We start from the raw sequence: 19,133 nt of genomic DNA on the forward strand, positions 1-19,133 counted from the left end.
GGCGGTTGGGGCATAATCGCCCGCGCCACTGGATTGCAGCGGGCCGATGGGCTAAAAAGAGGCCCTGCGCGATCACGTCGCCGAAACCTTCGACGTACATTCGGCTGTCGTTTTCTGAATCAGCACCCGAACAACAATAGTCGCTCCCTAAATTTTGGCTGGCCGGCATTGCAACGCCGTTTAGGCCCTTGAGAAAACTATTCATGAAGAAGCTGTGTTTGCTGGGCCTGTTCGTCAGCCTGGCCAGTCATCAGGTACTGGCCGCCACGACCCCGGTACCCCTGGAAAACAAGGACGCGTTCATCAGCAACCTGATGAAGCAAATGACCCTCGACGAGAAGATCGGCCAGTTGCGCCTGATCAGCATCGGCCCGGAAATGCCCCGCGAGCTGATCCGCAAAGAGATCGCCGCCGGCAACATCGGTGGCACCTTCAACTCGATCACCCGCCCGGAAAACCGTCCGATGCAGGACGCTGCCATGCGCAGCCGTCTTAAGATTCCGATGTTTTTCGCGTACGACGTGATCCACGGTCACCGTACGATTTTCCCGATTCCGCTGGCCCTGGCATCGAGCTGGGACATGGACGCCATCGGTCAGTCCGGCCGCGTTGCCGCCAAGGAAGCCGCCGCCGACAGCCTCGACATCACCTTCGCGCCGATGGTCGACATCTCCCGCGACCCGCGCTGGGGCCGCAGCTCCGAAGGTTTCGGTGAAGACACCTACCTGACCTCGCGCATCGCCAAAGTCATGGTCAAGGCCTATCAGGGCGAGACCCCGAGCGCGGCCGACAGCATCATGGCCAGCGTCAAGCACTTCGCCCTGTACGGCGCGGTCGAAGGCGGTCGCGACTACAACACCGTCGACATGAGCCCGGTGAAGATGTACCAGGACTACCTGCCACCGTATCGCGCGGCCATCGACGCCGGCGCCGGCGGCGTGATGGTGGCGTTGAACTCGATCAACGGTATCCCGGCCACCGCCAACACCTGGCTGATGAACGATCTGCTGCGCAAGGACTGGGGCTTCAAGGGCCTGGCGGTCAGCGACCACGGCGCGATCTTCGAACTGATCAAGCACGGCGTAGCCCGCGACGGTCGTGAAGCAGCGAAGCTGGCGATCAAGGCCGGCATCGACATGAGCATGAACGACACCCTGTACGGCAAAGAGCTGCCGGGGCTGCTCAAGTCCGGCGAGATCGAACAGAAGGACATCGACAACGCGGTGCGTGAAGTGCTCGCCGCCAAGTACGACATGGGCCTGTTCAAGGATCCGTACCTGCGCATCGGCAAGGCTGAAGACGATCCGGCCGATACCTACGCCGACAGCCGCCTGCACCGCGCCGACGCCCGTGAAGTGGCGCGTCGCAGCCTGGTGCTGCTGAAGAACCAGAACGAAACCCTGCCGCTGAAAAAAACCGCCAAAGTCGCGCTGGTCGGCCCGCTGGCCAAGGCCCCGATCGACATGATGGGCAGTTGGGCTGCCGCCGGTCGTCCGGCGCAATCGGTGACCCTGTTCGACGGCATGAGCAATGTCATCGGCGACAAGGCGAATCTGATCTACGCCCGTGGCGCCAACATCACCAGCGACAAGAAGGTTCTCGATTACCTGAACTTCCTCAACTTCGACGCCCCGGAAGTGGTCGATGACCCGCGTCCGGCCAACGTGCTGATCGACGAAGCGGTGAAAGCCGCCAAGGACGCCGACATTGTGGTTGCAGCCGTGGGCGAGTCCCGTGGCATGTCCCACGAATCGTCGAGCCGCACCGACCTGAACATCCCGGAAAACCAGCGCGAACTGATCCGTGCCCTGAAAGCCACCGGCAAGCCATTGGTGCTGGTGCTGATGAACGGCCGTCCGTTGACGATTCTGGAAGAGAAAGACTCGGCTGACGCGATTCTGGAAACCTGGTTCAGCGGCACCGAGGGCGGCAACGCGATCGCCGACGTGCTGTTCGGTGACTACAACCCGTCGGGCAAACTGCCGGTGACCTTCCCGCGCTCCGTGGGCCAGATCCCGACTTACTACAACCACCTGAGCATTGGCCGGCCGTTCACGCCGGGCAAACCGGGCAACTACACCTCTCAGTATTTCGATGACACCACCGGCCCGCTGTTCCCGTTCGGGTACGGCCTGAGCTACACCAACTTCAGCCTGAGCGACATGGCGCTGTCCTCGACCACCCTGAACGCCACCGGCAAGCTCGACGCCAGCGTCATGGTCAAGAACACCGGCAAGCGTGACGGCGAAACCGTGGTGCAGCTGTACATCCAGGACGTCACCGGTTCGATGATCCGTCCGGTCAAGGAGCTGAAGAACTTCCAGAAAATCATGCTCAAGGCGGGCGAGCAGAAAGTCGTGCACTTCACCATCACCGAAGATGACCTGAAGTTCTACAACGCCCAGCTCAAATACGCGGCCGAGCCTGGCAAGTTCAACGTGCAGATCGGCCTGGATTCCCAGGATGTGACGCAGCAGAGCTTTGAGTTGCTGTAATCCGGCGCCCCGATCGTTCCCACGTCGAGGCGTCGAACCGTCTGCGTGGGAATGCCTCAATGGACGCTCTGCGTCCGCTTTGGGACGCGGAGCGTCCCGGGCTGCATTCCCACGCGGAGCGTGGGAACGATCAATCGAAGACGGCGACTAGCCGCGACGATCGAGCAGATTGACCACCACCCGATCCACCCAGCCCCAGATCCGCTGCTTCACCCGCCGCCACAACGGCCGGCGCTGCCATTCCTCCAGACTCACCTGCTGACTCAGGCCGAAGTCCTTCTCGAAACTCGCCGCCACCGCTGCCGTCAATGACGGGTCCAGCGCTTCCAGATTCGCTTCAAGATTGAAGCGCAGATTCCAGTGATCGAAATTGCACGAACCGATGCTCACCCAATCGTCCACCAGCACCATTTTCAGGTGCAGGAAACACGGCTGGTATTCGTAGATTTTCACCCCGGCCTTGAGCAGGCGCGGGTAGTAGCGATGCCCCGCGTAGCGCACCGACGGGTGATCGGTGCGCGGCCCGGTCAGCAGCAGGCGCACGTCGAGGCCACGGGCGGCGGCCTTGCGCAGGGAGCGGCGGATTTTCCAGGTCGGCAGGAAGTACGGCGTCGCCAGCCAGATCCGTTTTTGGCCGCTGTTCAATGCACGGAACAACGATTGCAGAATGTCCCGATGCTGGCGGGCGTCGGCGTAGGCCACGCGGCCCATGCCCTCGCCCGTGTCCGGCACGCGCGGCAGCCGTGGCAGGCCGAAATGCGCGTTGGGCCGCCAGGCCCGGCGATGGCGGTTGGCAATCCATTGGCGGTCGAACAGCAATTGCCAGTCGAGCACCAGCGGGCCGGTGATTTCCACCATGACCTCGTGCCATTCGCTGGTGTCGTGGCCCGGCGTCCAGAACTCATCGGTGACCCCAGTGCCGCCGACCACCGCCAGACGCTGGTCGACCAGCAACAGCTTGCGATGATCGCGATAGAAATTGCCGACCCAGCGCCGCCAGTTCAGCCGGTTGTAAAAACGCAGCTCGACCCCGGCACCGGTCAGCCGCCGACGTAGCGTGAGGGTGAACGCGAGGCTACCGTAATCGTCGAACAGGCAACGCACCCGCACGCCCCGCTCCGCCGCCAGCACCAGCGCCTGCACGATGGTTTCGGCACAGGCGCCGGCTTCCACCAGATACAGCTCCAGTTCGATCTGCTCACGGGCGCGGGCGATCTCGTCGAGCATGCGCGGGAAGAATTGCGGGCCGTCGATCAGCAGCTCGAAGCGGTTGCCATCACGCCACGGAAACACCGCGCCGCGCATGTCAGCGCGCCGTGAAGATCAGCACCGCACCCACCGGCACCGACAGACTGATGGCCGACAGGCCGGCCATGTTGCGCAGGCTTTCCAGGCCCGGCAGCAGATCGAAATCCTCGGCGCTGATCACCAGCGGCTCCAGCGTCACCACTTGAAAGCGTCGGTCATCGAGGCGCGTGGCGAGCAGTTCGGCGGGGTACTCATGCTGTTTGCCGTGCAGGTTGACGGTCAGCGGCAGGCGCAATTCAAGCTGCGCGCCGGGGGCCAGATCGTTGATCGGGCGCAGGTCGATTTGCGTAGTGATGGTCGCTTCGGGGAATTGCTCGATCTGGAACAGTTCCTTGCGCATGCGCTCGTCGCGCAGCGGGATGCCGCTGTTGATCGAGTCCAGCTCGACTTCGACCACCGCGCGGCCATCGGGATCGACCTTGCCGTGCAGCACCAGAAAGCGCTGCACTTCGGACACGTTGGCGTTTTTCGTGCTGACGAACGACAGCCGCGACGACTCGCCGTCCAGATACCAGTTGGCCTGGGCCGGCAGCGCAGCGGCGCCCAGCAGCAGGCCGGCGAAGGCGTTGCACAGAGAACGGTTGAACATTGAAGACTCGTGGGGCCGATAAACCTGCACGAACCTTAACTGGCCGTGGCGTTATTGCAAACTGTCAGTCTCTGCAAACGTTCAGGCCAGTGCCTGCTGCACCTCGCCGATGGTCGACGCGAGGCTGTTGAGGTGCAGGCTCAGCACCCGCTCCACCGGCGCCTGATCCATCGGCCAGTGCAGCGCCATGCTGCCGACCAGCCGCCCTTGGGCACGGATCGGCAAGGCCACCGCGCGAATCAGAAACGGCAGGCGTACGGGGTATTCCCAGTAACCTTCGGTGCGCTGGCCGAAGCCCTGATGCAAGGCTTGCTCGGTGGCCTGCAATACACCGTCATCCGCCAACTGTTCGCGTTCGGCCAGACGCTTCACGTCCTGGCTGTCGAGTTCGCCAAGACACGCGCGGCCCATCGCCGAATGGAACAGGCTCGCGTGATGGCCGACGATCTGGCAGTTGCTTGGATAGCGTTTGCGCAGCACTTGCGGGATCGCGCTTTCCATCACCTCTACCCGCTCGCCGTCGAAGCACGACAGATCCGCCACCAGCCCGGTGCGTTCGCTGAGTTCCAGTAGCATCGGCGCGGCGCTTTCCACCAGATGGCGCTTGAAGCGTTGCTGGCGATCACCGAACAGGCGCTTGGCGCACAACCGGTAACGGCGGTCGCTGAGGCCGCGATAGATCCAGCCCTGCTCCTGCAAGGTCGCGAGCATCCGCGACACCGTGGCCTTGGGCAGAGTCGTCAGGTAGTGCAATTCCTCCAGCCCCAACGCCTGATGCTCGCCGAGCAACTCGACGATGGCCAGCGCCCGTTCGACTGAGCGCACGCTGCCGGTGTCTGCCTTGCTGCCCATGTGTTCGACCTCCATGGATGCGGATGAAAGATCACTTCGTGCAGCAAGATGCGGGCCGCTCAGGCCGATTGCAGGCATGCCGGCGGTCGCCGTTCGACCCAGCGGGTCAGCTGTTCATGAGCGTAGGCCAGTTGCAGCACCGCCCGATCCGCCTGGGCCGGGCCGATGATTTGCAGGCCCATCGGCAGGCCGGCCGGGTTGAAACCGACCGGCACGCTGATGCTCGGCAGCCCCGCCAGGGTCGGGCCGATCACCACCTCCATCCAGCGGTGATAGGTGTCCATGGTCTGCCCGCCGACGACTCGCGGCCACGGCTGCTGTGCATCAAAAGGGAACACTTGGGCAGTAGGCAGCAGCAGGAAATCGTAACGCTCGAACAACTCGCTCAACGCGCGATACCACTCGCTGCGCGCCACCGACGCCTGATAGACCTCGGCAGCGGTCAGACGCAGGCCGCCCTCGATTTCCCATTGCGCTTCGGGTTTGAGCAGCGCGCGTTTTTGCGGATCGGCATAGGCCGCGCCGAGACTGCCCTGCACCAGAAAATGCCGGTGGGTGAGCCAGGTCTGCCACAGGCGCTCCATGGAAAACTCCGGCTGACAGGCCTCGACCTGACAACCCAGCGCACTGAAATCCGCCAGCGCCGATTCGCACAGGCTCAACACGCCGTCGTCCATCGGCAGATAACCGTTGTAATCGCCGAGCCAGCCGAGGCGCAGACCGCTGCAGTCCTGTTGCAGATCCAGCCCGAAATCCCGTGGTTCATCAGCCAGCGACAGCGGCACGCGCGGATCGTAGCCGGCCTGGGTCGAAAGCAATCGCGCGACGTCGGTGACCGTGCGCCCCATCGGCCCTTCGGTAGCCAGTTGCTGGACGAACACTTCCGGCATCGGCCCGTGGGGCACGCGGCCCTGGGACGGGCGAAAACCGAACACGTTGTTGAACGCCGCCGGGTTGCGCAGCGAGCCCATCATGTCGCTGCCGTCGGCCACCGGCAGCAGGCGCAGGGCCAGCGCCACCGCCGCTCCGCCGCTGCTGCCGCCGGCGATCAGGCTCGGATCGTAGGCGTTGGTGGTGGTGCCGAACACGCTGTTGTAGGTCTGCGAACCGAGGCCGAATTCCGGGACGTTGCTCTTGCCGATGATGATCGCACCGCAGTCGCGAACCCGCGCCACGCTGATCGCATCGTACTGCGGCACTTGTTCGGCGAACAGCGGCGAGCCGAGGGTCGTGCGCAATCCGGCAGTGGCCGCCAGGTCCTTGATCGCCTGGGGCATGCCGTGCATCCAGCCCCGGGATTCGCCGCGATCCAGTTGCCGGTCGCATTCATCGGCCTCGCTCAGCAGCACGTCCTGCGGGCGCAGCGAGACCAACGCGTTGACCGCCGGATTGAAGCGGTCGATGTGCGTCAGGTAGGCCTGCATCACCTCACGACACGACACCTTGCGGGCATGGATCGCCCGGGACAGCGCATCGGCGTCGAGGGCGACAATCGGATCAATGGCTAACGGACTCACGGTTTCACTCCCAGGTTGAGCGCAACGGATTTCTTTACGCGTGGTGCCTCCTGCAAACAGTAAGTACCGAGCAGGGTCAGCAGGCAAGCGAACAGGACATAGAACGACGGCGCCACCGGGGTGTTCAGAACTTTACTCAGCCAGGTGACGATCAGCGGCGCGAAACCACCGAACACCATCACCGCCACGTTGTAGGCCACCGACACGCCGGTGGAGCGCACTTCAATCGGAAACTGCTCGGCCAGCGCCGTCGGGGCCGGGCCGAAGAATCCGCCGATTGCCGTGCACAGCAGCAGTTGCATCACCAGCAAACGCTCGATCGACGGCGCTGCCGCGACCCACACATACAGCGGATAGACCATGACGAAAAACGCCAAAGTGAAGGCCATCAGCACCGGCCGCCGACCGAGGCGATCCGACAGTGCGCCGGAGAACGGAATCACCACGGTCATCAACCCCACCGCGAGCATCTGCACCAGCAACACCTGATCCAGCGGCAGGCCGAGGTTCTTGTGGGCGAAGGTCGGCATGTTCACCAGCACCACGTAAAACGATACCGTTGCCCCGCACGCCAGCCCCATCGACACCAGCAGGCTGCGGCGATGTTCGCGCAGCACTTGCCAAAGGCCGGGCGCGGCGCCTTTGGCTTTCTTGCGCGCTTCGAGAAATTCTTCCGGCTCTTCCATGTGCTTGCGAATCCACAAGCCCACCGGGCCGATCAGCAGACCGAGCACGAACGGAATCCGCCAGCCCCAACTGTCCAGCGCTTCGGGGGAAAACAGGTGCGTGACCAGCGCCACCATCGCCGCGCCGCTGAACACCGCCAGGCATTGCCCGACCAGTTGCCACGAACCGTACAAGCCCTTGCGATGGGCCGGCGCGCTCTCCACCAGAAACGCCGTGGCGCTGGCGTATTCACCGCCCGTGGCAAAGCCCTGAAGCATCCGCGCCACCACGATCAGCAGCGGCGCGCCCATGCCGATGGCGGCGTAGTTCGGCGCGAACGCGATCAGGGCGATGGACACGGTCATCAGGCGGATGATCATCTGCATCGCCGCTTTGCGCCCTTTGCGGTCGGAGTAGATGCCGAGCAGGATGCCGCCCACCGGGCGCATGAAAAAGCCGACACCGAAAGTCGCCAGCGCCATCAGCAGCGAGGCGTAATCGTCGTCGGACGGGAAAAACTGCCGGGCGATGATGCTCGCCAGAAAGCCGTAAACGATGAAGTCGTACCATTCCAGGGCGTTGCCGATGACGGCGGCGACCACTTGCCGGGTGCGCGAAACGCCTGCGTTCGAAGTCTGCATGGGGATTCTCCAGAAGCTGTTGGTTGACCACGCAGGCACGTGCGTACCTGCGTTCCAGCGGCAGCAAAAAGTGAAGAAATCAGGCCGGCTTGAGCCAGCTCTCGGTGAGCGCGCCCCAATACGCCGCGCCGGTCAGCAGGATGTCATCGTTGAAGTCGTAGGCCGGGTTATGCACCATCGGCCGCGCCACGCCGTTGCCGATGAACAGGTAGGCGCCGGGGCAGCGCTGGAGCATCCAGGCGAAGTCCTCGCTGCCCATCAGTTTGGGTGTGTTGCCATCGACGGCGTCGGTGCCGACCAGCTCGACGCCGACCTGACGGGCGAACTCGGTTTCGGCGGCGTGGTTGACCAGCACCGGGTAGGCCGGACGGTGCTCGATGGTTGAGGTGCAGCCGAAGCTTTCGGCCTGGGCTTCGATGATCGAGCGCACGCGGTCCAGTGTCTGAACGCGGACTTCGGCATTCAGCGCACGCAGGCTCAGGCGCAGGATCGCCTGTTGCGGAATCACGTTCGCCGCCTCGCCGGCCTGCAATGCGCCGACCGTCACCACCGCCGCCTGCTGCGCATCGATGTTGCGCGCGACCACGGTTTGCAAAGCCATCACCACACTCGCTGCAGCGACCAGCGGATCCACCGCCAGATGCGGCATCGAGCCGTGGCCGCCGACGCCTTCAATCGTCACCGTGAGCAGATCCTGCGAAGCCATCATCGGCCCTTCGCGAAAACCCAGATGCCCCGCCGGCAGGCCCGGCATGTTGTGCATGCCGAACAGCGCGTCGCACGGAAAACGCTCGAGCAGGCCATCGGCAAGCATCGCTTCGGCCCCGCCCTGCCCCTCTTCGGCGGGCTGGAAAATCAGCGTCAGGGTGCCGTCGAACTGGCGGGTCGCGGCCAGATAACGCGCCGCACCGAGCAGCATCGCGGTGTGCCCGTCGTGGCCGCAGGCGTGCATGCAGCCTTGATGGCGGCTGCTGTAGGCGACACCGGTATTTTCGATGATCGGCAGCGCATCCATGTCGGCCCGCAGCCCGAGTTTGCGTGTGCTGCTGCCGTTGCGCAGCACGCCGACCACGCCGGTCTTGCCGACGCCGGTGTGAACTTCATAGCCCCAGTCTTCGAGCGACCTGGCGACCAGCGCCGAGGTGCGGCTTTCCTCGAAACCGAGTTCAGGGTGGGCGTGAATGTCCTGGCGGGTGGCGTGCAGGTCGCTGGCTACATCGTTGAACCAGGCCAGAATGTGCTGATGTCGGGGCATGACGGTTCTCCTCGCGCGGGTGTTCCCGGTCTTGTTGTTCGGTGTTGTTTCACGACACATGAACGGCAGGTCGTGCTCACCGCCAGATAACCGCGAGACACGCGAGAGGACAATCGAATGTGGTTCCACAGGGTGGAACCGGATCAGGGTTGCAGGCGACAGCCCTGGCGTTCGCCTTGCCACTGGGCGCTGTTGCTGCGTCCCAGGCCGCTGGCGGTGACGGTTTTTTGCGTGCGGTCATCGGTCAGTTCGCTGGGCAGCCATTGCTTCACGTAGCCCCGGCAATACTCGGCGTCGTTGTTCATCACATAACGGCACGAACAATATTCCTTGGCGGTGTAGGCGCTGATGATGTCCGGGAAGGCCCACAGGTTTTCGCGCTCGTGCCAGCCCCAGCCCAGCAGCACGACCAACAGCACCAGCAGGATTCGTTTGAACAGTTTCATGGCCGCACCGCCCCGAGCACGCGCTTGAGCAATTCGTTGTGGCGATAGCTGCCGTCGCGGTCATCGGCGTAGCGCACGATCACCAGTTTTTCGCTCGGGATCACATACAGCGCCTGCCCCCAGTGGCCGAGGGCGGCGAAGGTGTCGGGCGGTGCGTCGGGCCATGGCGGGGGCGCGCCGTCTGCCGGGCGATTGAGCCACCACTGGCCGCCGGGCACGGCTTCGTCCTGATGGGCCTTGTAGCCGGCGAAGGGTTGGCGATTGAAGGCGACCCAATCCTTGGGCAACAACTGCCGGTCATTCCAGCGTCCATCCCGTTCCATCAGCAGGCCGATTCGCGCCAGATCCCGGGCCGTCATATAGGCGTAGGAAGAGGCGACGAAGGTGCCCGTCGCGTCGGTTTCCCAGGTGGCATGGCGGATGCCCAAGGGATCGAAAAGTGCTGTCCACGGATAGTCCGGATAACGCTGCGGGCCGACGATGGTTTTCAGTGCCGCTGCCAACAGATTGCTGTCACCGCTGGAATAGCGGAACGCCTGCCCCGCTGGCGCGTAGCTGTCGTGATCGGCGGTGAAGGCGGCCATGTCGCGGTGGCCACGGGTGTAGAGCATCGCCACCACCGAGGATTTCAGCGGGGCGTATTCGTAGTCTTCCTGCCAGTCGATGCCCGAGGCCCAGTGCAGCAGATCCTTGAGGGTGATGGTCGGGTGTTTTTCCAGCGCTGGGTAGAACGTTGCCGCCGGGTCATCGAGCTTGAACAGGCCTTCGCCGTACGCCACGCCGAACACCGTGGCCATCAGGCTTTTGCTGATCGACCAGGTCAGGTGCGGGGTGTCGGCGGTGGTCGCGGCGGCGTAGCGTTCGTAGATGAGCTGGCCGTCGCGGATCACCAGCAAGGCGTCGGTGCGAATGCCTTGGCGGGTGCTGTCATCGCGGGTCGGGAAGGCGTAGGCCTCCAACGCATCGACGGCCGGGCCGGTGAGTTTCGCGCCGGTCGGCCATTGCTCGCCCGGCCATTGTTCGGCCTGAACCGTGAAGCTGATCAGCAGCAGAAACAGGGACAGGCCTTTGAACATGGTGAGGGCTCTGGGGATGAACCTGACAAGACTAGCCGGCGTTCATGACAGATGTGTTTTGGCTTGCAGCCAACGCCTTGGCCAATCGTTTGGCCCGCGCACCCGCCGCCAGTTGCATGACCGATTGATCGCGCTGCCACATCGTCGCCCACTCGGGATTGCCGTCGCGCAGCGCCTGATCAACCTCCGGCTTGAGCCCGTCGAACTGCGCAAACAATCCGCCGAGCAACACATGCCCGGCGGGATTGTTCGGCGGCTGCCGACTGACTTCCGCACAACCGGCCAACAGCGCCAGCAAGCGCAATTGCAGCGGCTGTGGCCAGCCGCTGTCCTGACCGACGCCGTACAACCATGCGGTCATCGCGCTCAGCACGTAAACGTCCTCAAGGGTGCGGAACGGTTTGACGTAAGCATCCCAGCCATCCCCCGCGAGCAGCTCACACAACGCATCATCGAGATGCAGCCGGCCATGGCTGATGTCCGGCATCAACGGCAGCGCCGGGAGTTTTTCCACCCGCACGCCGGGCTCGCCGGGGTACACCACCGCCAGGCTCAGGCGCGGTGATTCACCGGGTTGCTCACTGCGCGCAGCGATCAACAGCCAGTCCGCCGCATCGCCGGCGGTGACGAAATCCTTTTGCCCGGTGAGGCGCAGATCCGTGAGCCGGGTCTGCATGTCCGCCGGGCGCAGGCTGCGTTGCTCGGTCGCACACAACGCGCCGAGGCTCGGCGGCGCGCTCGGCCAGAGCATGCGCAACGCCGCCTGATAACCCACCAGAAACGCCAGCCCCGGCGATGCCATCCGCCGCCCTCCCGCCACCGCCAGTTCGAACGGCGTCACGCTGCCCAGTTGATGCAGCAACGTGGCGAAGCCCTCCGCCAGATCGGCAACAGCAGGCAGGCGTTCGCGGCATTCAAGCAGGGTCGACCAGGTCATCAGAGGCTCCTCGTGGGCTGTCATATAAGCATCACCAAACATTCATGGCGATGACACCGGGGCTACATAGCCTGACTTTGCACAACACGGCTGCATAAAGAAAGTCGATCGGCTGCAACCCATGACGGGTTCAAGGCCCGTACGGAGATTCACATGACTCAGATCGCCCGCATCAGCGACACCGGCAATGAACGCCGCCTGCAAGCCGAACGCCTGATCGGCGCCGAGGCCTTGCAGCAAGCCCAGGCCTTGCGCTTCAACGTGTTCAGCGGCGAGTTCAACGCCAAGCTGAACGGCGCGGAGCTGGGTCTGGACATGGATGACTATGATGTTCACTGCAGCCACATCGGCGTGCGTGACCTGAACACCGGCCGCCTGGTGGCGACCACCCGTTTGCTCGATCACACCGCCGCCAGCAGCCTGGGCAAGTTCTACAGCGAAGAAGAATTCAGCCTGCACGGCCTCGCCGGTCTGCAAGGCCCGATCCTGGAAATCGGCCGCACCTGCGTCGACCCGGCCTACCGCAACGGCGGCACCATCGCCGTGCTGTGGGGCGAACTGGCCGAAGTGCTGAATCAGGGCGGTTACAGCTATCTGATGGGTTGCGCGAGCATCCCGATGCAGGACGGCGGCGTGCAGGCCCACGCGATCATGCAGCGCCTGCGCGAGCGTTATCTGTGCACCGAACACCTGCGCGCCGAACCGAAAAACCCGCTGCCAAGCCTCGACATTCCATCGAACGTGATCGCCGAAATGCCGCCGCTGCTCAAGGCCTACATGCGCCTGGGTGCGAAGATCTGCGGCGAGCCGTGCTGGGACGAAGACTTCCAGGTCGCCGACGTGTTCATCCTGCTCAAGCGCGACGAACTCTGCCCGCGCTACGCCAAGCACTTCAAGGCGGCTGTGTAATGAGCCGGCTGCGGGTGTACGCGCGAATTGCGCGAGTGCTGCTGGTGGTGACACTGGGCCTGAGCATGGCCAGTGTCTTCGGAGTATTCGAACGTCTGGGTCTGGCCCATTCGATGGAGCGTCGGCAGCGCTGGTCGCGTTTTTTCATGGCGCGTCTGAGCAATGCCCTGCCCTTTCGCGTGACCGTTCACGGTGAACTGCCGAAACAGCCGATGCTGTGGGTCAGCAACCATGTGTCGTGGACCGACATTCCGCTGCTCGGCATGCTCACGCCACTGTCGTTTCTGTCCAAGGCCGAAGTGCGCACCTGGCCGGTGGCCGGTTGGCTGGCGGCGAAGGCCGGCAGCCTGTTCATCCGTCGCGGTTCGGGCGACAGCCAGTTGATCCGCAAACAGATGACCCGTCACCTGCAAACCGATCATCCGCTTTTGATGTTCCCGGAAGGCACCACCACCGATGGCCGTTCGCTGCGCACCTTTCATGGTCGCCTGCTGTCAGCGGCGATTGATTCCGAGGTGAAGCTGCAACCGGTGGCGATCCGTTATCTGCGCGACGGCAAGATCGATTCGCTGGCGCCGTTCATTGGTGACGATGATCTGCTGTCGCACCTGATGCGCCTGTTCAGCAACGACTGCGGCGATGTGGAGGTTCATCTGCTCAAGCCGATTGCCTGTCAGGGCCGGGAACGCGCGGCACTGGCGTTCGAGGCACAACAGGCGGTGCAGAAAGCCTTGTTCGGCGATGTGGTCAAACCGGTCGAAGCGCAACACGCCCGCGATCTGATCGCAGCCTGATCGGCGACATCTATCTACAGCTGCCGGCCGGCAAAGTCCTGTAGCTGTGGGTAGAACAAACGAAAGTCCTCGCTCAACGGTTCATACAACCGCCGCAATTCCTCCATCGCCCCCGCCAGTTCTTCAGGCCGGGTCAGGCGCCGGGAGATCCCGCGCAACACCTGCTCCAGCACTTCGAACTCCTGATACGAACCCAACCAGTCATTGGCGACCATGTGCGGGGCGATCTTCGCCAGGCGCTCGGGCAATTGCCGCTCGCTGGACAGCACGCGGTAAACGTCGGTGGTGAATTGGCCGAGCGGCCGGTCGGCGTACTGCGTCCAGTCCCGGGCCAGGCAATGGTCGAAAAACACGTCAAGGACGATGCCCGCGTAACGGCGGCGGGTCGTGGAAAACCGCGCCAGTGAGGCGTCCACCAGCGGATGGCGATCGGTAAACACGTCGATCTGCCGATGCAGGGCAATCGCCGCTTCGATCTCCGGGTCGAACTGCCCTTGCAGCCGCCCTTTGACGAAATCGCCATACAGACTGCCAAGCAGTTGACCGGGGCGCTGGCCACCGAGGTGTAAATGTGCGAGATAGTTCATGGGCGCAGCTTAGCACCGCGCCCGCAATTGTTTACACCTCACATATCGTTATAACCCGATATACCGATTTATGCGGTCATCAGATCAAATTCATATTGGTATATCGCGAAGTACCGATTTAAAGTTCGCCTCATCGCGATATAGCGCTACACACATCACGAGCACCCAGCCATGAACATTGACCTCGACGAAATAATAAAAGCCCTGGCACACCCAGTACGGCGAGACATCCTCAACTGGCTGAAAGACCCGAAAGCCCAGTTTCCGGAACAGATCCACAACCACGAGTACGGCATCTGCGCCGGGCAGATCGATCAACGCTGCGGCCTGTCGCAGTCGACCGTTTCCGCCCACTTGGCCACCCTGCAACGGGCAGGACTGATCAGCAGCCAGAAAGCCGGCCAGTGGCACTTTTTCAAACGCAACGAGGACGTGATCCAGGCGTTCCTCAGCACCCTCAGCAAAGAGCTCTGACCCTTAACGTCAGCCAGCCAAAAGGAATAAACGATGCCCCTCTCGCTACTCATACTCGCCTTGAGCGCCTTCGCCATCGGCACCACCGAGTTCGTCATCATGGGCCTGCTGCCCAATGTCGCGGCTGACCTCGGCGTGTCGATTCCCGGCGCGGGATGGCTGGTGACCGGCTACGCCCTGGGCGTGGCGATTGGTGCACCGTTCATGGCAATGGCCACTGCAAAACTGCCGCGCAAGGCTGCACTGGTAACGCTGATGGGCATCTTCATTATCGGCAACCTGCTCTGCGCCATCGCCACTGACTACGAGGTGCTGATGTTCGCCCGAGTGGTTACCGCCCTCTGCCACGGTGCGTTCTTCGGCATCGGTTCGGTGGTCGCGGCCAATCTGGTGGCCCCGAACAAACGCGCCTCGGCCGTGGCCCTGATGTTCACCGGCCTGACCCTGGCCAACGTGCTGGGCGTACCGCTGGGCACCGCCCTCGGTCAGGAAGCCGGCTGGCGCTCGACTTTCTGGGCAGTGACCGTGATCGGTGTGATCGCGCTGATCGGCCTGATCCGCTTCCTGCCGGCCAAGCGTGACGAAGAAAAACTCGACATGCGCGCCGAACTGGCCGCGCTCAAAGGTGCCGGTATCTGGCTGTCCCTGAGCATGACCGCGCTGTTCGCTGCGTCGGTGTTCACCCTGTTCACTTACGTTGCGCCGCTGCTGGGCGATGTCACCGGTGTCTCGCCCCGTGGCGTGACCTGGACCCTGATGCTCATCGGCCTGGGCCTGACCGTCGGCAACATCATCGGCGGCAAACTGGCTGACAAGGGCCTGGCCGCGACGCTGATCGGCGTATTCATCGCCATGGCCGTGACCTCCACCGTCCTGACCTGGACCAGCGTCGCGCTGATCCCGACCGAAATCACCCTGTTCCTCTGGGCTACCGCGTGTTTCGCCGCCGTGCCGGCCCTGCAAGTGAACGTCGTGACCTACGGCCAGGCCGCACCGAACCTGGTGTCGACCCTGAACATCGGCGCCTTCAACGTGGGCAACGCCCTCGGCGCCTGGGTCGGCGGCAGCGTCATCGCCCACGGCTACGGCCTGACCAGCGTGCCTCTCGCCGCCGCAGCACTCGCGGTCCTGGCCCTGCTGGTGACCCTGATCACATTCCGCCAGAACGGCAATCCCGAGCTGGCCACCGCTAACTGATTCACTTACTTACCTCACGAGGGTTGTATCTCATGGCAACAATTTTCGATCCGATCAAACTGGGCGACCTCGAGCTGTCCAACCGCATCATCATGGCGCCGCTGACCCGCTGCCGCGCCGACGAAGGCCGCGTACCGAACGCGCTGATGGCCGAGTACTACGTACAACGCGCCTCGGCCGGCCTGATCCTCAGCGAAGCCACGTCGGTGACCCCGATGGGCGTCGGCTACCCGGACACCCCGGGCATCTGGTCCAACGACCAGGTGCGCGGCTGGACCAACGTGACCAAGGCCGTTCACGCGGCTGGCGGCAAGATCGTCCTGCAACTGTGGCACGTCGGCCGGGTTTCCCACTCGTCGTATCTGAACGGCGAAGCGCCAGTTGCACCGAGCGCCATCCAGCCTAAAGGCCACGTCAGCCTGGTTCGCCCACTGGCCGACTACCCGACCCCGCGTGCACTGGAAACCGCTGAAATCGCCGACATCGTCGACGCCTACCGCGTCGGCGCGGAAAACGCCAAGGCGGCCGGTTTCGACGGCGTGGAAATCCACGGCGCCAACGGCTACCTGCTCGACCAGTTCCTGCAAAGCAGCACCAACCAGCGCACCGACATCTACGGCGGCTCCCTGGAAAACCGTGGCCGCCTGCTGCTGGAAGTGACCGATGCTGCGATCGAAGTCTGGGGCGCCGGTCGTGTTGGCGTACACCTGGCACCGCGCGCCGACTCCCATGACATGGGCGACGACAACCTGGCCGAAACCTTTACCTACGTCGCTCGCGAACTGGGCAAGCGTGGCATCGCCTTCATCTGCTCCCGCGAGAAAGAAGGCGCCGACAGCCTCGGCCCACAACTGAAAGAAGCCTTCGGCGGCGCATACATCGCCAACGAACGCTTCACCAAGGACAGCGCCAACGCGTGGCTGGCCGAGGGTAAGGCTGACGCCGTGGCATTCGGCATCCCGTTCATTGCCAACCCGGATCTGCCGGCTCGATTGAAGGCCGATGCGCCGCTGAACGAACCGCACCCGGAAACCTTCTACGGCAAAGGCGCGGTCGGCTACCTCGACTACCCGACGCTGTAAGCCGCACCGCAGAAACACAAAAGCCCCCGACTCGCGAGAGTCGGGGGCTTTTTATTGGTCGCCGGGTGGGCGAGCCGCTTCACATTCGTTCACAGGCTCGACACAAAATCCCTACAAAATACGTAGCTCGCTACATATCAACCCGTGCCGCAGAGGTATATAAAAGCATCCCATTGCAGCGGGGCGAGTGAACAGGGATCTTCACCCTCCTCCTCATTGACACAAACTGATCCAATAACGAATTTTGTTTCATTTGCGCAGGCTGGGGCTCAGGCGCAGCATGTCCAGCCCGGTATCGACCCAGCGCTCGGCCTCGGCGTACAGTTCGAAGCTGTCCGGCGCCAGTAGCCATCCATAAAGGAGGCCGTCGATATAGGCGTGAATGCTGATGGCTGCCCGGGCGGTGTCGAGGTCTGCCGGCAACTGCCCACGATTGACCGCATTACTCAATGTCAGCGCGATCCGCACATTGCAATCGAGGCTGGCGGTCCGGCGCTGTTGGCGCAGATCGCACATTTCATCGGTGAACTCGCACTTATGAAACAGAATTTCGTTGATACGCCGGGTCTTCGGGTCCAGCGCAACTTGATGAAACAAATGAATCAGCAATTTGCGCATGCAGCCCAGCGGATCGGGTTCGTCCTCGCTTTCGCTGGCCTTGGCGAGTTCGTCCAGCGGCTCGTGCAGGGTATCGAGCATGGCTTGCAGCAGATCGGCCTTGTTGCTGAAGTGCCAGTAGATGGCACCGCGCGTCACCCCGGCCAGGGTGGCGATATCCGACAGGGTCGTGCGGGCCACGCCCCGCTCATAGAAGGCTTTCTCGGCCGCTTCGAGAATCTGGCTGCGCGTTTCCTGAGCTTCCTCTTTGGTACGACGGACCATGGCAGTAAAACCTCAAACAGGATGTTTCAGGGATGGCTGAATATCCGCTGAATAAAAAAGGGTTGATCTCTCGCGGATCGGCTCCCCGGCCTACAATTTCAGACCTTGCGACGACTTTTGTAACAGGGTGGATACGACGCCAAGGTGTTTACAAACAACCATGAACGTAAGTATATTCCTTAGCAAGCTACTTATCCACCCGGTAACCCTTTTTTACCCTTCCACACTTCTTGTGCGCTTTTCGCGCGCCTGACCCGAGGATCTTCATGCAATTCAAGCCAGCTGTTACCGCTCTGGTCACTGCCGTCGCCCTGGCATCGCTGCTCAGCGGATGTAAAAAGGAAGAGGCGGCTCCCGCCGCACCACCTCCTCAGGTCGGCGTCGTCACCCTGCAACCACAAGCCTTTACCCTGACTTCCGAATTGCCGGGCCGCACCAGCGCGTTCCGCATTGCCGAAGTTCGTCCACAGGTCAACGGCATCATTCTCAAGCGTCTGTTCAAGGAAGGCGGCGATGTCAAAGCCGGCCAGCAGCTGTATCAGATCGATCCGTCGGTCTATGAAGCGACCCTTAAAAGCGCCGAAGCAAACCTGCGTTCGACCAAGTCGATCTCCGATCGCTACAAGCAACTGGTCGACGAGCAGGCCGTCAGCCGTCAGGAATACGACACCGCCGTGGCCAACCGCCTGCAGTCGGAAGCGTCGTTGCAGACCGCACAGATCAACGTGCGCTACACCAAGGTCTACGCACCGATCTCCGGTCGTATCGGCCGCTCTTCGGTGACCGAAGGCGCGCTGGTCAGCAGCGGCCAGACCGACGCGATGGCCGTGATCCAGCAACTGGACCCGATCTACGTCGACGTCACCCAGTCCTCGGTCGAGTTGCTGGAACTGCGCCGTGAACTGGAAAGCGGTCGTCTGCAAAAAGCCGGCGACAATGCCGCTGCGGTCAAGCTGACCCTCGAAGACGGCAGCCAGTACAAGCTCGACGGTAAGCTGGAATTCTCCGAAGTGTCGGTCGATCAGACCACCGGTTCCGTGACCCTGCGCGCCGTGTTCCCGAACCCGGATCACACCCTGCTGCCGGGCATGTTCGTCCACGCGCAGTTGCAGGCCGGGGTGAACAGCGCCGCGATCCTCGCGCCGCAACAAGGCGTGACCCGCGACCTCAAAGGCACCCCGACCGCGCTGGTCGTCGGCCCGGACAACAAGGTCGAACTGCGTCAGCTCAAGGCCAGCCGCACCGTCGGCAGCCAGTGGCTGATCGAAGACGGCCTGAAGGCCGGCGATCGCCTGATCACCGAAGGGCTGCAATTCGTCAAGCCTGGCATCGAAGTCAAGCCAAGCGAAGCGACCAACGTCGGCAACAAGAACCCGGCCCCCGCTCAGGCAGCTGACAAAGCCGCCGGCGGCAAAGGGGAGTAATC

The 19,133-nt window shown here is 63.1% G+C and carries 18 protein-coding genes; 7 read left to right on the top strand and 11 right to left on the bottom strand.

Annotation, left to right across the window (positions count from 1 at the left end; all coding sequences use genetic code 11):
• The first annotated feature begins 203 nt into the window (after positions 1-203).
• Positions 204-2,495, top strand: a complete 2,292-nt coding sequence (bglX, locus tag AC1RT4_RS12005; RefSeq protein ID WP_493085463.1) for a beta-glucosidase BglX — start codon at positions 204-206, stop codon at positions 2,493-2,495.
• A 147-nt stretch (positions 2,496-2,642) separates the two neighbouring features.
• On the opposite strand, the gene AC1RT4_RS12010 is transcribed toward bglX, so the two are convergent.
• From AC1RT4_RS12010 to AC1RT4_RS12050, 9 genes are all read right to left on the bottom strand, one after another.
• On the bottom strand, positions 2,643-3,800 hold the full coding sequence (locus AC1RT4_RS12010) for a phospholipase D-like domain-containing protein (RefSeq protein ID WP_007957893.1): 1,158 nt from the start codon (positions 3,798-3,800) through the stop codon (positions 2,643-2,645).
• A 1-nt stretch (position 3,801) separates the two neighbouring features.
• A complete protein-coding gene (locus AC1RT4_RS12015; protein ID WP_085605441.1) occupies positions 3,802-4,392 on the bottom strand; it encodes a YceI family protein in 591 nt (196 codons plus the stop codon).
• An 81-nt stretch (positions 4,393-4,473) separates the two neighbouring features.
• Positions 4,474-5,244 (bottom strand): IclR family transcriptional regulator, encoded by a 771-nt coding sequence (locus tag AC1RT4_RS12020; RefSeq protein WP_493085464.1) that lies wholly within the window; start codon positions 5,242-5,244, stop codon positions 4,474-4,476.
• A gap of 59 nt (positions 5,245-5,303) precedes the next feature.
• Positions 5,304-6,761: an amidase gene (locus AC1RT4_RS12025; protein WP_493085465.1), complete on the bottom strand. Its 1,458-nt coding sequence runs from the start codon at positions 6,759-6,761 to the stop codon at positions 5,304-5,306.
• Entirely contained in the window at positions 6,758-8,068 is a 1,311-nt protein-coding gene (locus AC1RT4_RS12030) for a citrate-proton symporter (protein ID WP_493085466.1), read from the bottom strand. The genes AC1RT4_RS12025 and AC1RT4_RS12030 overlap by 4 nt, the downstream gene beginning before the upstream one ends.
• A 79-nt stretch (positions 8,069-8,147) precedes the next feature.
• Positions 8,148-9,323, bottom strand: coding sequence for a M20 aminoacylase family protein (locus AC1RT4_RS12035; RefSeq protein WP_493085467.1), 1,176 nt, complete (start codon positions 9,321-9,323; stop codon positions 8,148-8,150).
• 143 nt (positions 9,324-9,466) lie between these two features.
• On the bottom strand, positions 9,467-9,769 hold the full coding sequence (locus AC1RT4_RS12040; protein WP_493085468.1) for an amidase: 303 nt from the start codon (positions 9,767-9,769) through the stop codon (positions 9,467-9,469).
• Complete coding sequence (locus tag AC1RT4_RS12045) at positions 9,766-10,845, bottom strand: serine hydrolase domain-containing protein (protein ID WP_493085469.1); 1,080 nt, start codon at positions 10,843-10,845, stop codon at positions 9,766-9,768. Before AC1RT4_RS12045 ends, AC1RT4_RS12040 begins: the two co-directional genes overlap by 4 nt.
• Before the next feature lie 31 nt (positions 10,846-10,876).
• On the bottom strand, positions 10,877-11,782 hold the full coding sequence (locus tag AC1RT4_RS12050) for an acyl-CoA dehydrogenase family protein (RefSeq protein ID WP_493085470.1): 906 nt from the start codon (positions 11,780-11,782) through the stop codon (positions 10,877-10,879).
• Positions 11,783-11,935: 153 nt separating this feature from the next.
• On the opposite strand from AC1RT4_RS12050, the gene olsB reads away from it, so the two are divergent.
• Together olsB and AC1RT4_RS12060 are read left to right on the top strand one after the other, a co-directional pair.
• On the top strand, positions 11,936-12,691 hold the full coding sequence (gene olsB, locus AC1RT4_RS12055; RefSeq protein WP_007957877.1) for an L-ornithine N(alpha)-acyltransferase: 756 nt from the start codon (positions 11,936-11,938) through the stop codon (positions 12,689-12,691).
• Positions 12,691-13,485, top strand: a complete 795-nt coding sequence (locus AC1RT4_RS12060) for a lysophospholipid acyltransferase family protein (RefSeq protein WP_492619701.1) — start codon at positions 12,691-12,693, stop codon at positions 13,483-13,485. Before olsB ends, AC1RT4_RS12060 begins: the two co-directional genes overlap by 1 nt.
• A gap of 14 nt (positions 13,486-13,499) precedes the next feature.
• Here AC1RT4_RS12060 and AC1RT4_RS12065 read toward each other — a convergent pair whose 3' ends face one another.
• Positions 13,500-14,072 carry an acyl carrier protein phosphodiesterase gene (locus tag AC1RT4_RS12065; protein ID WP_085647863.1) on the bottom strand — a complete coding sequence of 191 codons (573 nt, stop codon included), beginning with the start codon at positions 14,070-14,072 and terminating at the stop codon, positions 13,500-13,502.
• Between the two features lie 171 nt (positions 14,073-14,243).
• Here AC1RT4_RS12065 and AC1RT4_RS12070 point away from each other — a divergent pair, with 171 nt between their 5' ends.
• Genes AC1RT4_RS12070 through AC1RT4_RS12080 form a run of 3 tightly spaced genes read left to right on the top strand, consistent with a single transcriptional unit; the run spans position 14,244 to position 16,825 of the window.
• On the top strand, positions 14,244-14,546 hold the full coding sequence (locus tag AC1RT4_RS12070; protein ID WP_007957866.1) for an ArsR/SmtB family transcription factor: 303 nt from the start codon (positions 14,244-14,246) through the stop codon (positions 14,544-14,546).
• Positions 14,547-14,579: 33 nt separating this feature from the next.
• A complete protein-coding gene (locus tag AC1RT4_RS12075; RefSeq protein ID WP_493085471.1) occupies positions 14,580-15,743 on the top strand; it encodes an MFS transporter in 1,164 nt (387 codons plus the stop codon).
• A 32-nt stretch (positions 15,744-15,775) separates the two neighbouring features.
• A complete protein-coding gene (locus AC1RT4_RS12080) occupies positions 15,776-16,825 on the top strand; it encodes an alkene reductase (protein WP_493085472.1) in 1,050 nt (349 codons plus the stop codon).
• Between the two features lie 249 nt (positions 16,826-17,074).
• On the opposite strand, the gene emhR is transcribed toward AC1RT4_RS12080, so the two are convergent.
• Entirely contained in the window at positions 17,075-17,707 is a 633-nt protein-coding gene (gene emhR / locus AC1RT4_RS12085) for an efflux system transcriptional repressor EmhR (protein WP_007957850.1), read from the bottom strand.
• A gap of 266 nt (positions 17,708-17,973) precedes the next feature.
• Between emhR and emhA the strand changes: the two genes are divergently transcribed.
• A complete protein-coding gene (gene emhA, locus AC1RT4_RS12090; protein WP_492619699.1) occupies positions 17,974-19,131 on the top strand; it encodes an efflux RND transporter periplasmic adaptor subunit EmhA in 1,158 nt (385 codons plus the stop codon).
• Positions 19,132-19,133: the final 2 nt, after the last annotated feature.

This window comes from Pseudomonas sp. GW821-FHT11D10 (genome assembly GCF_058808435.1).

Bases quoted from the DNA above. Each gene is read 5' to 3' on its own strand.
- AC1RT4_RS12075 (WP_493085471.1), top strand. From the start codon at position 14,580: ATGCCCCTCTCGCTACTCATACTCGCCTTGAGCGCCTTCGCCATCGGC.
- AC1RT4_RS12065 (WP_085647863.1), bottom strand. From the start codon at position 14,072: ATGAACTATCTCGCACATTTACACCTCGGTGGCCAGCGCCCCGGTCAA.
- AC1RT4_RS12030 (WP_493085466.1), bottom strand. From the start codon at position 8,068: ATGCAGACTTCGAACGCAGGCGTTTCGCGCACCCGGCAAGTGGTCGCC.
- AC1RT4_RS12035 (WP_493085467.1), bottom strand. From the start codon at position 9,323: ATGCCCCGACATCAGCACATTCTGGCCTGGTTCAACGATGTAGCCAGC.
- AC1RT4_RS12080 (WP_493085472.1), top strand. From the start codon at position 15,776: ATGGCAACAATTTTCGATCCGATCAAACTGGGCGACCTCGAGCTGTCC.
- emhA (WP_492619699.1), top strand. From the start codon at position 17,974: ATGCAATTCAAGCCAGCTGTTACCGCTCTGGTCACTGCCGTCGCCCTG.
- AC1RT4_RS12020 (WP_493085464.1), bottom strand. From the start codon at position 5,244: ATGGGCAGCAAGGCAGACACCGGCAGCGTGCGCTCAGTCGAACGGGCG.
- emhR (WP_007957850.1), bottom strand. From the start codon at position 17,707: ATGGTCCGTCGTACCAAAGAGGAAGCTCAGGAAACGCGCAGCCAGATT.
- olsB (WP_007957877.1), top strand. From the start codon at position 11,936: ATGACTCAGATCGCCCGCATCAGCGACACCGGCAATGAACGCCGCCTG.
- AC1RT4_RS12040 (WP_493085468.1), bottom strand. From the start codon at position 9,769: ATGAAACTGTTCAAACGAATCCTGCTGGTGCTGTTGGTCGTGCTGCTG.
- AC1RT4_RS12015 (WP_085605441.1), bottom strand. From the start codon at position 4,392: ATGTTCAACCGTTCTCTGTGCAACGCCTTCGCCGGCCTGCTGCTGGGC.
- AC1RT4_RS12010 (WP_007957893.1), bottom strand. From the start codon at position 3,800: ATGCGCGGCGCGGTGTTTCCGTGGCGTGATGGCAACCGCTTCGAGCTG.
- AC1RT4_RS12045 (WP_493085469.1), bottom strand. From the start codon at position 10,845: ATGTTCAAAGGCCTGTCCCTGTTTCTGCTGCTGATCAGCTTCACGGTT.
- bglX (WP_493085463.1), top strand. From the start codon at position 204: ATGAAGAAGCTGTGTTTGCTGGGCCTGTTCGTCAGCCTGGCCAGTCAT.
- AC1RT4_RS12070 (WP_007957866.1), top strand. From the start codon at position 14,244: ATGAACATTGACCTCGACGAAATAATAAAAGCCCTGGCACACCCAGTA.
- AC1RT4_RS12050 (WP_493085470.1), bottom strand. From the start codon at position 11,782: ATGACCTGGTCGACCCTGCTTGAATGCCGCGAACGCCTGCCTGCTGTT.
- AC1RT4_RS12060 (WP_492619701.1), top strand. From the start codon at position 12,691: ATGAGCCGGCTGCGGGTGTACGCGCGAATTGCGCGAGTGCTGCTGGTG.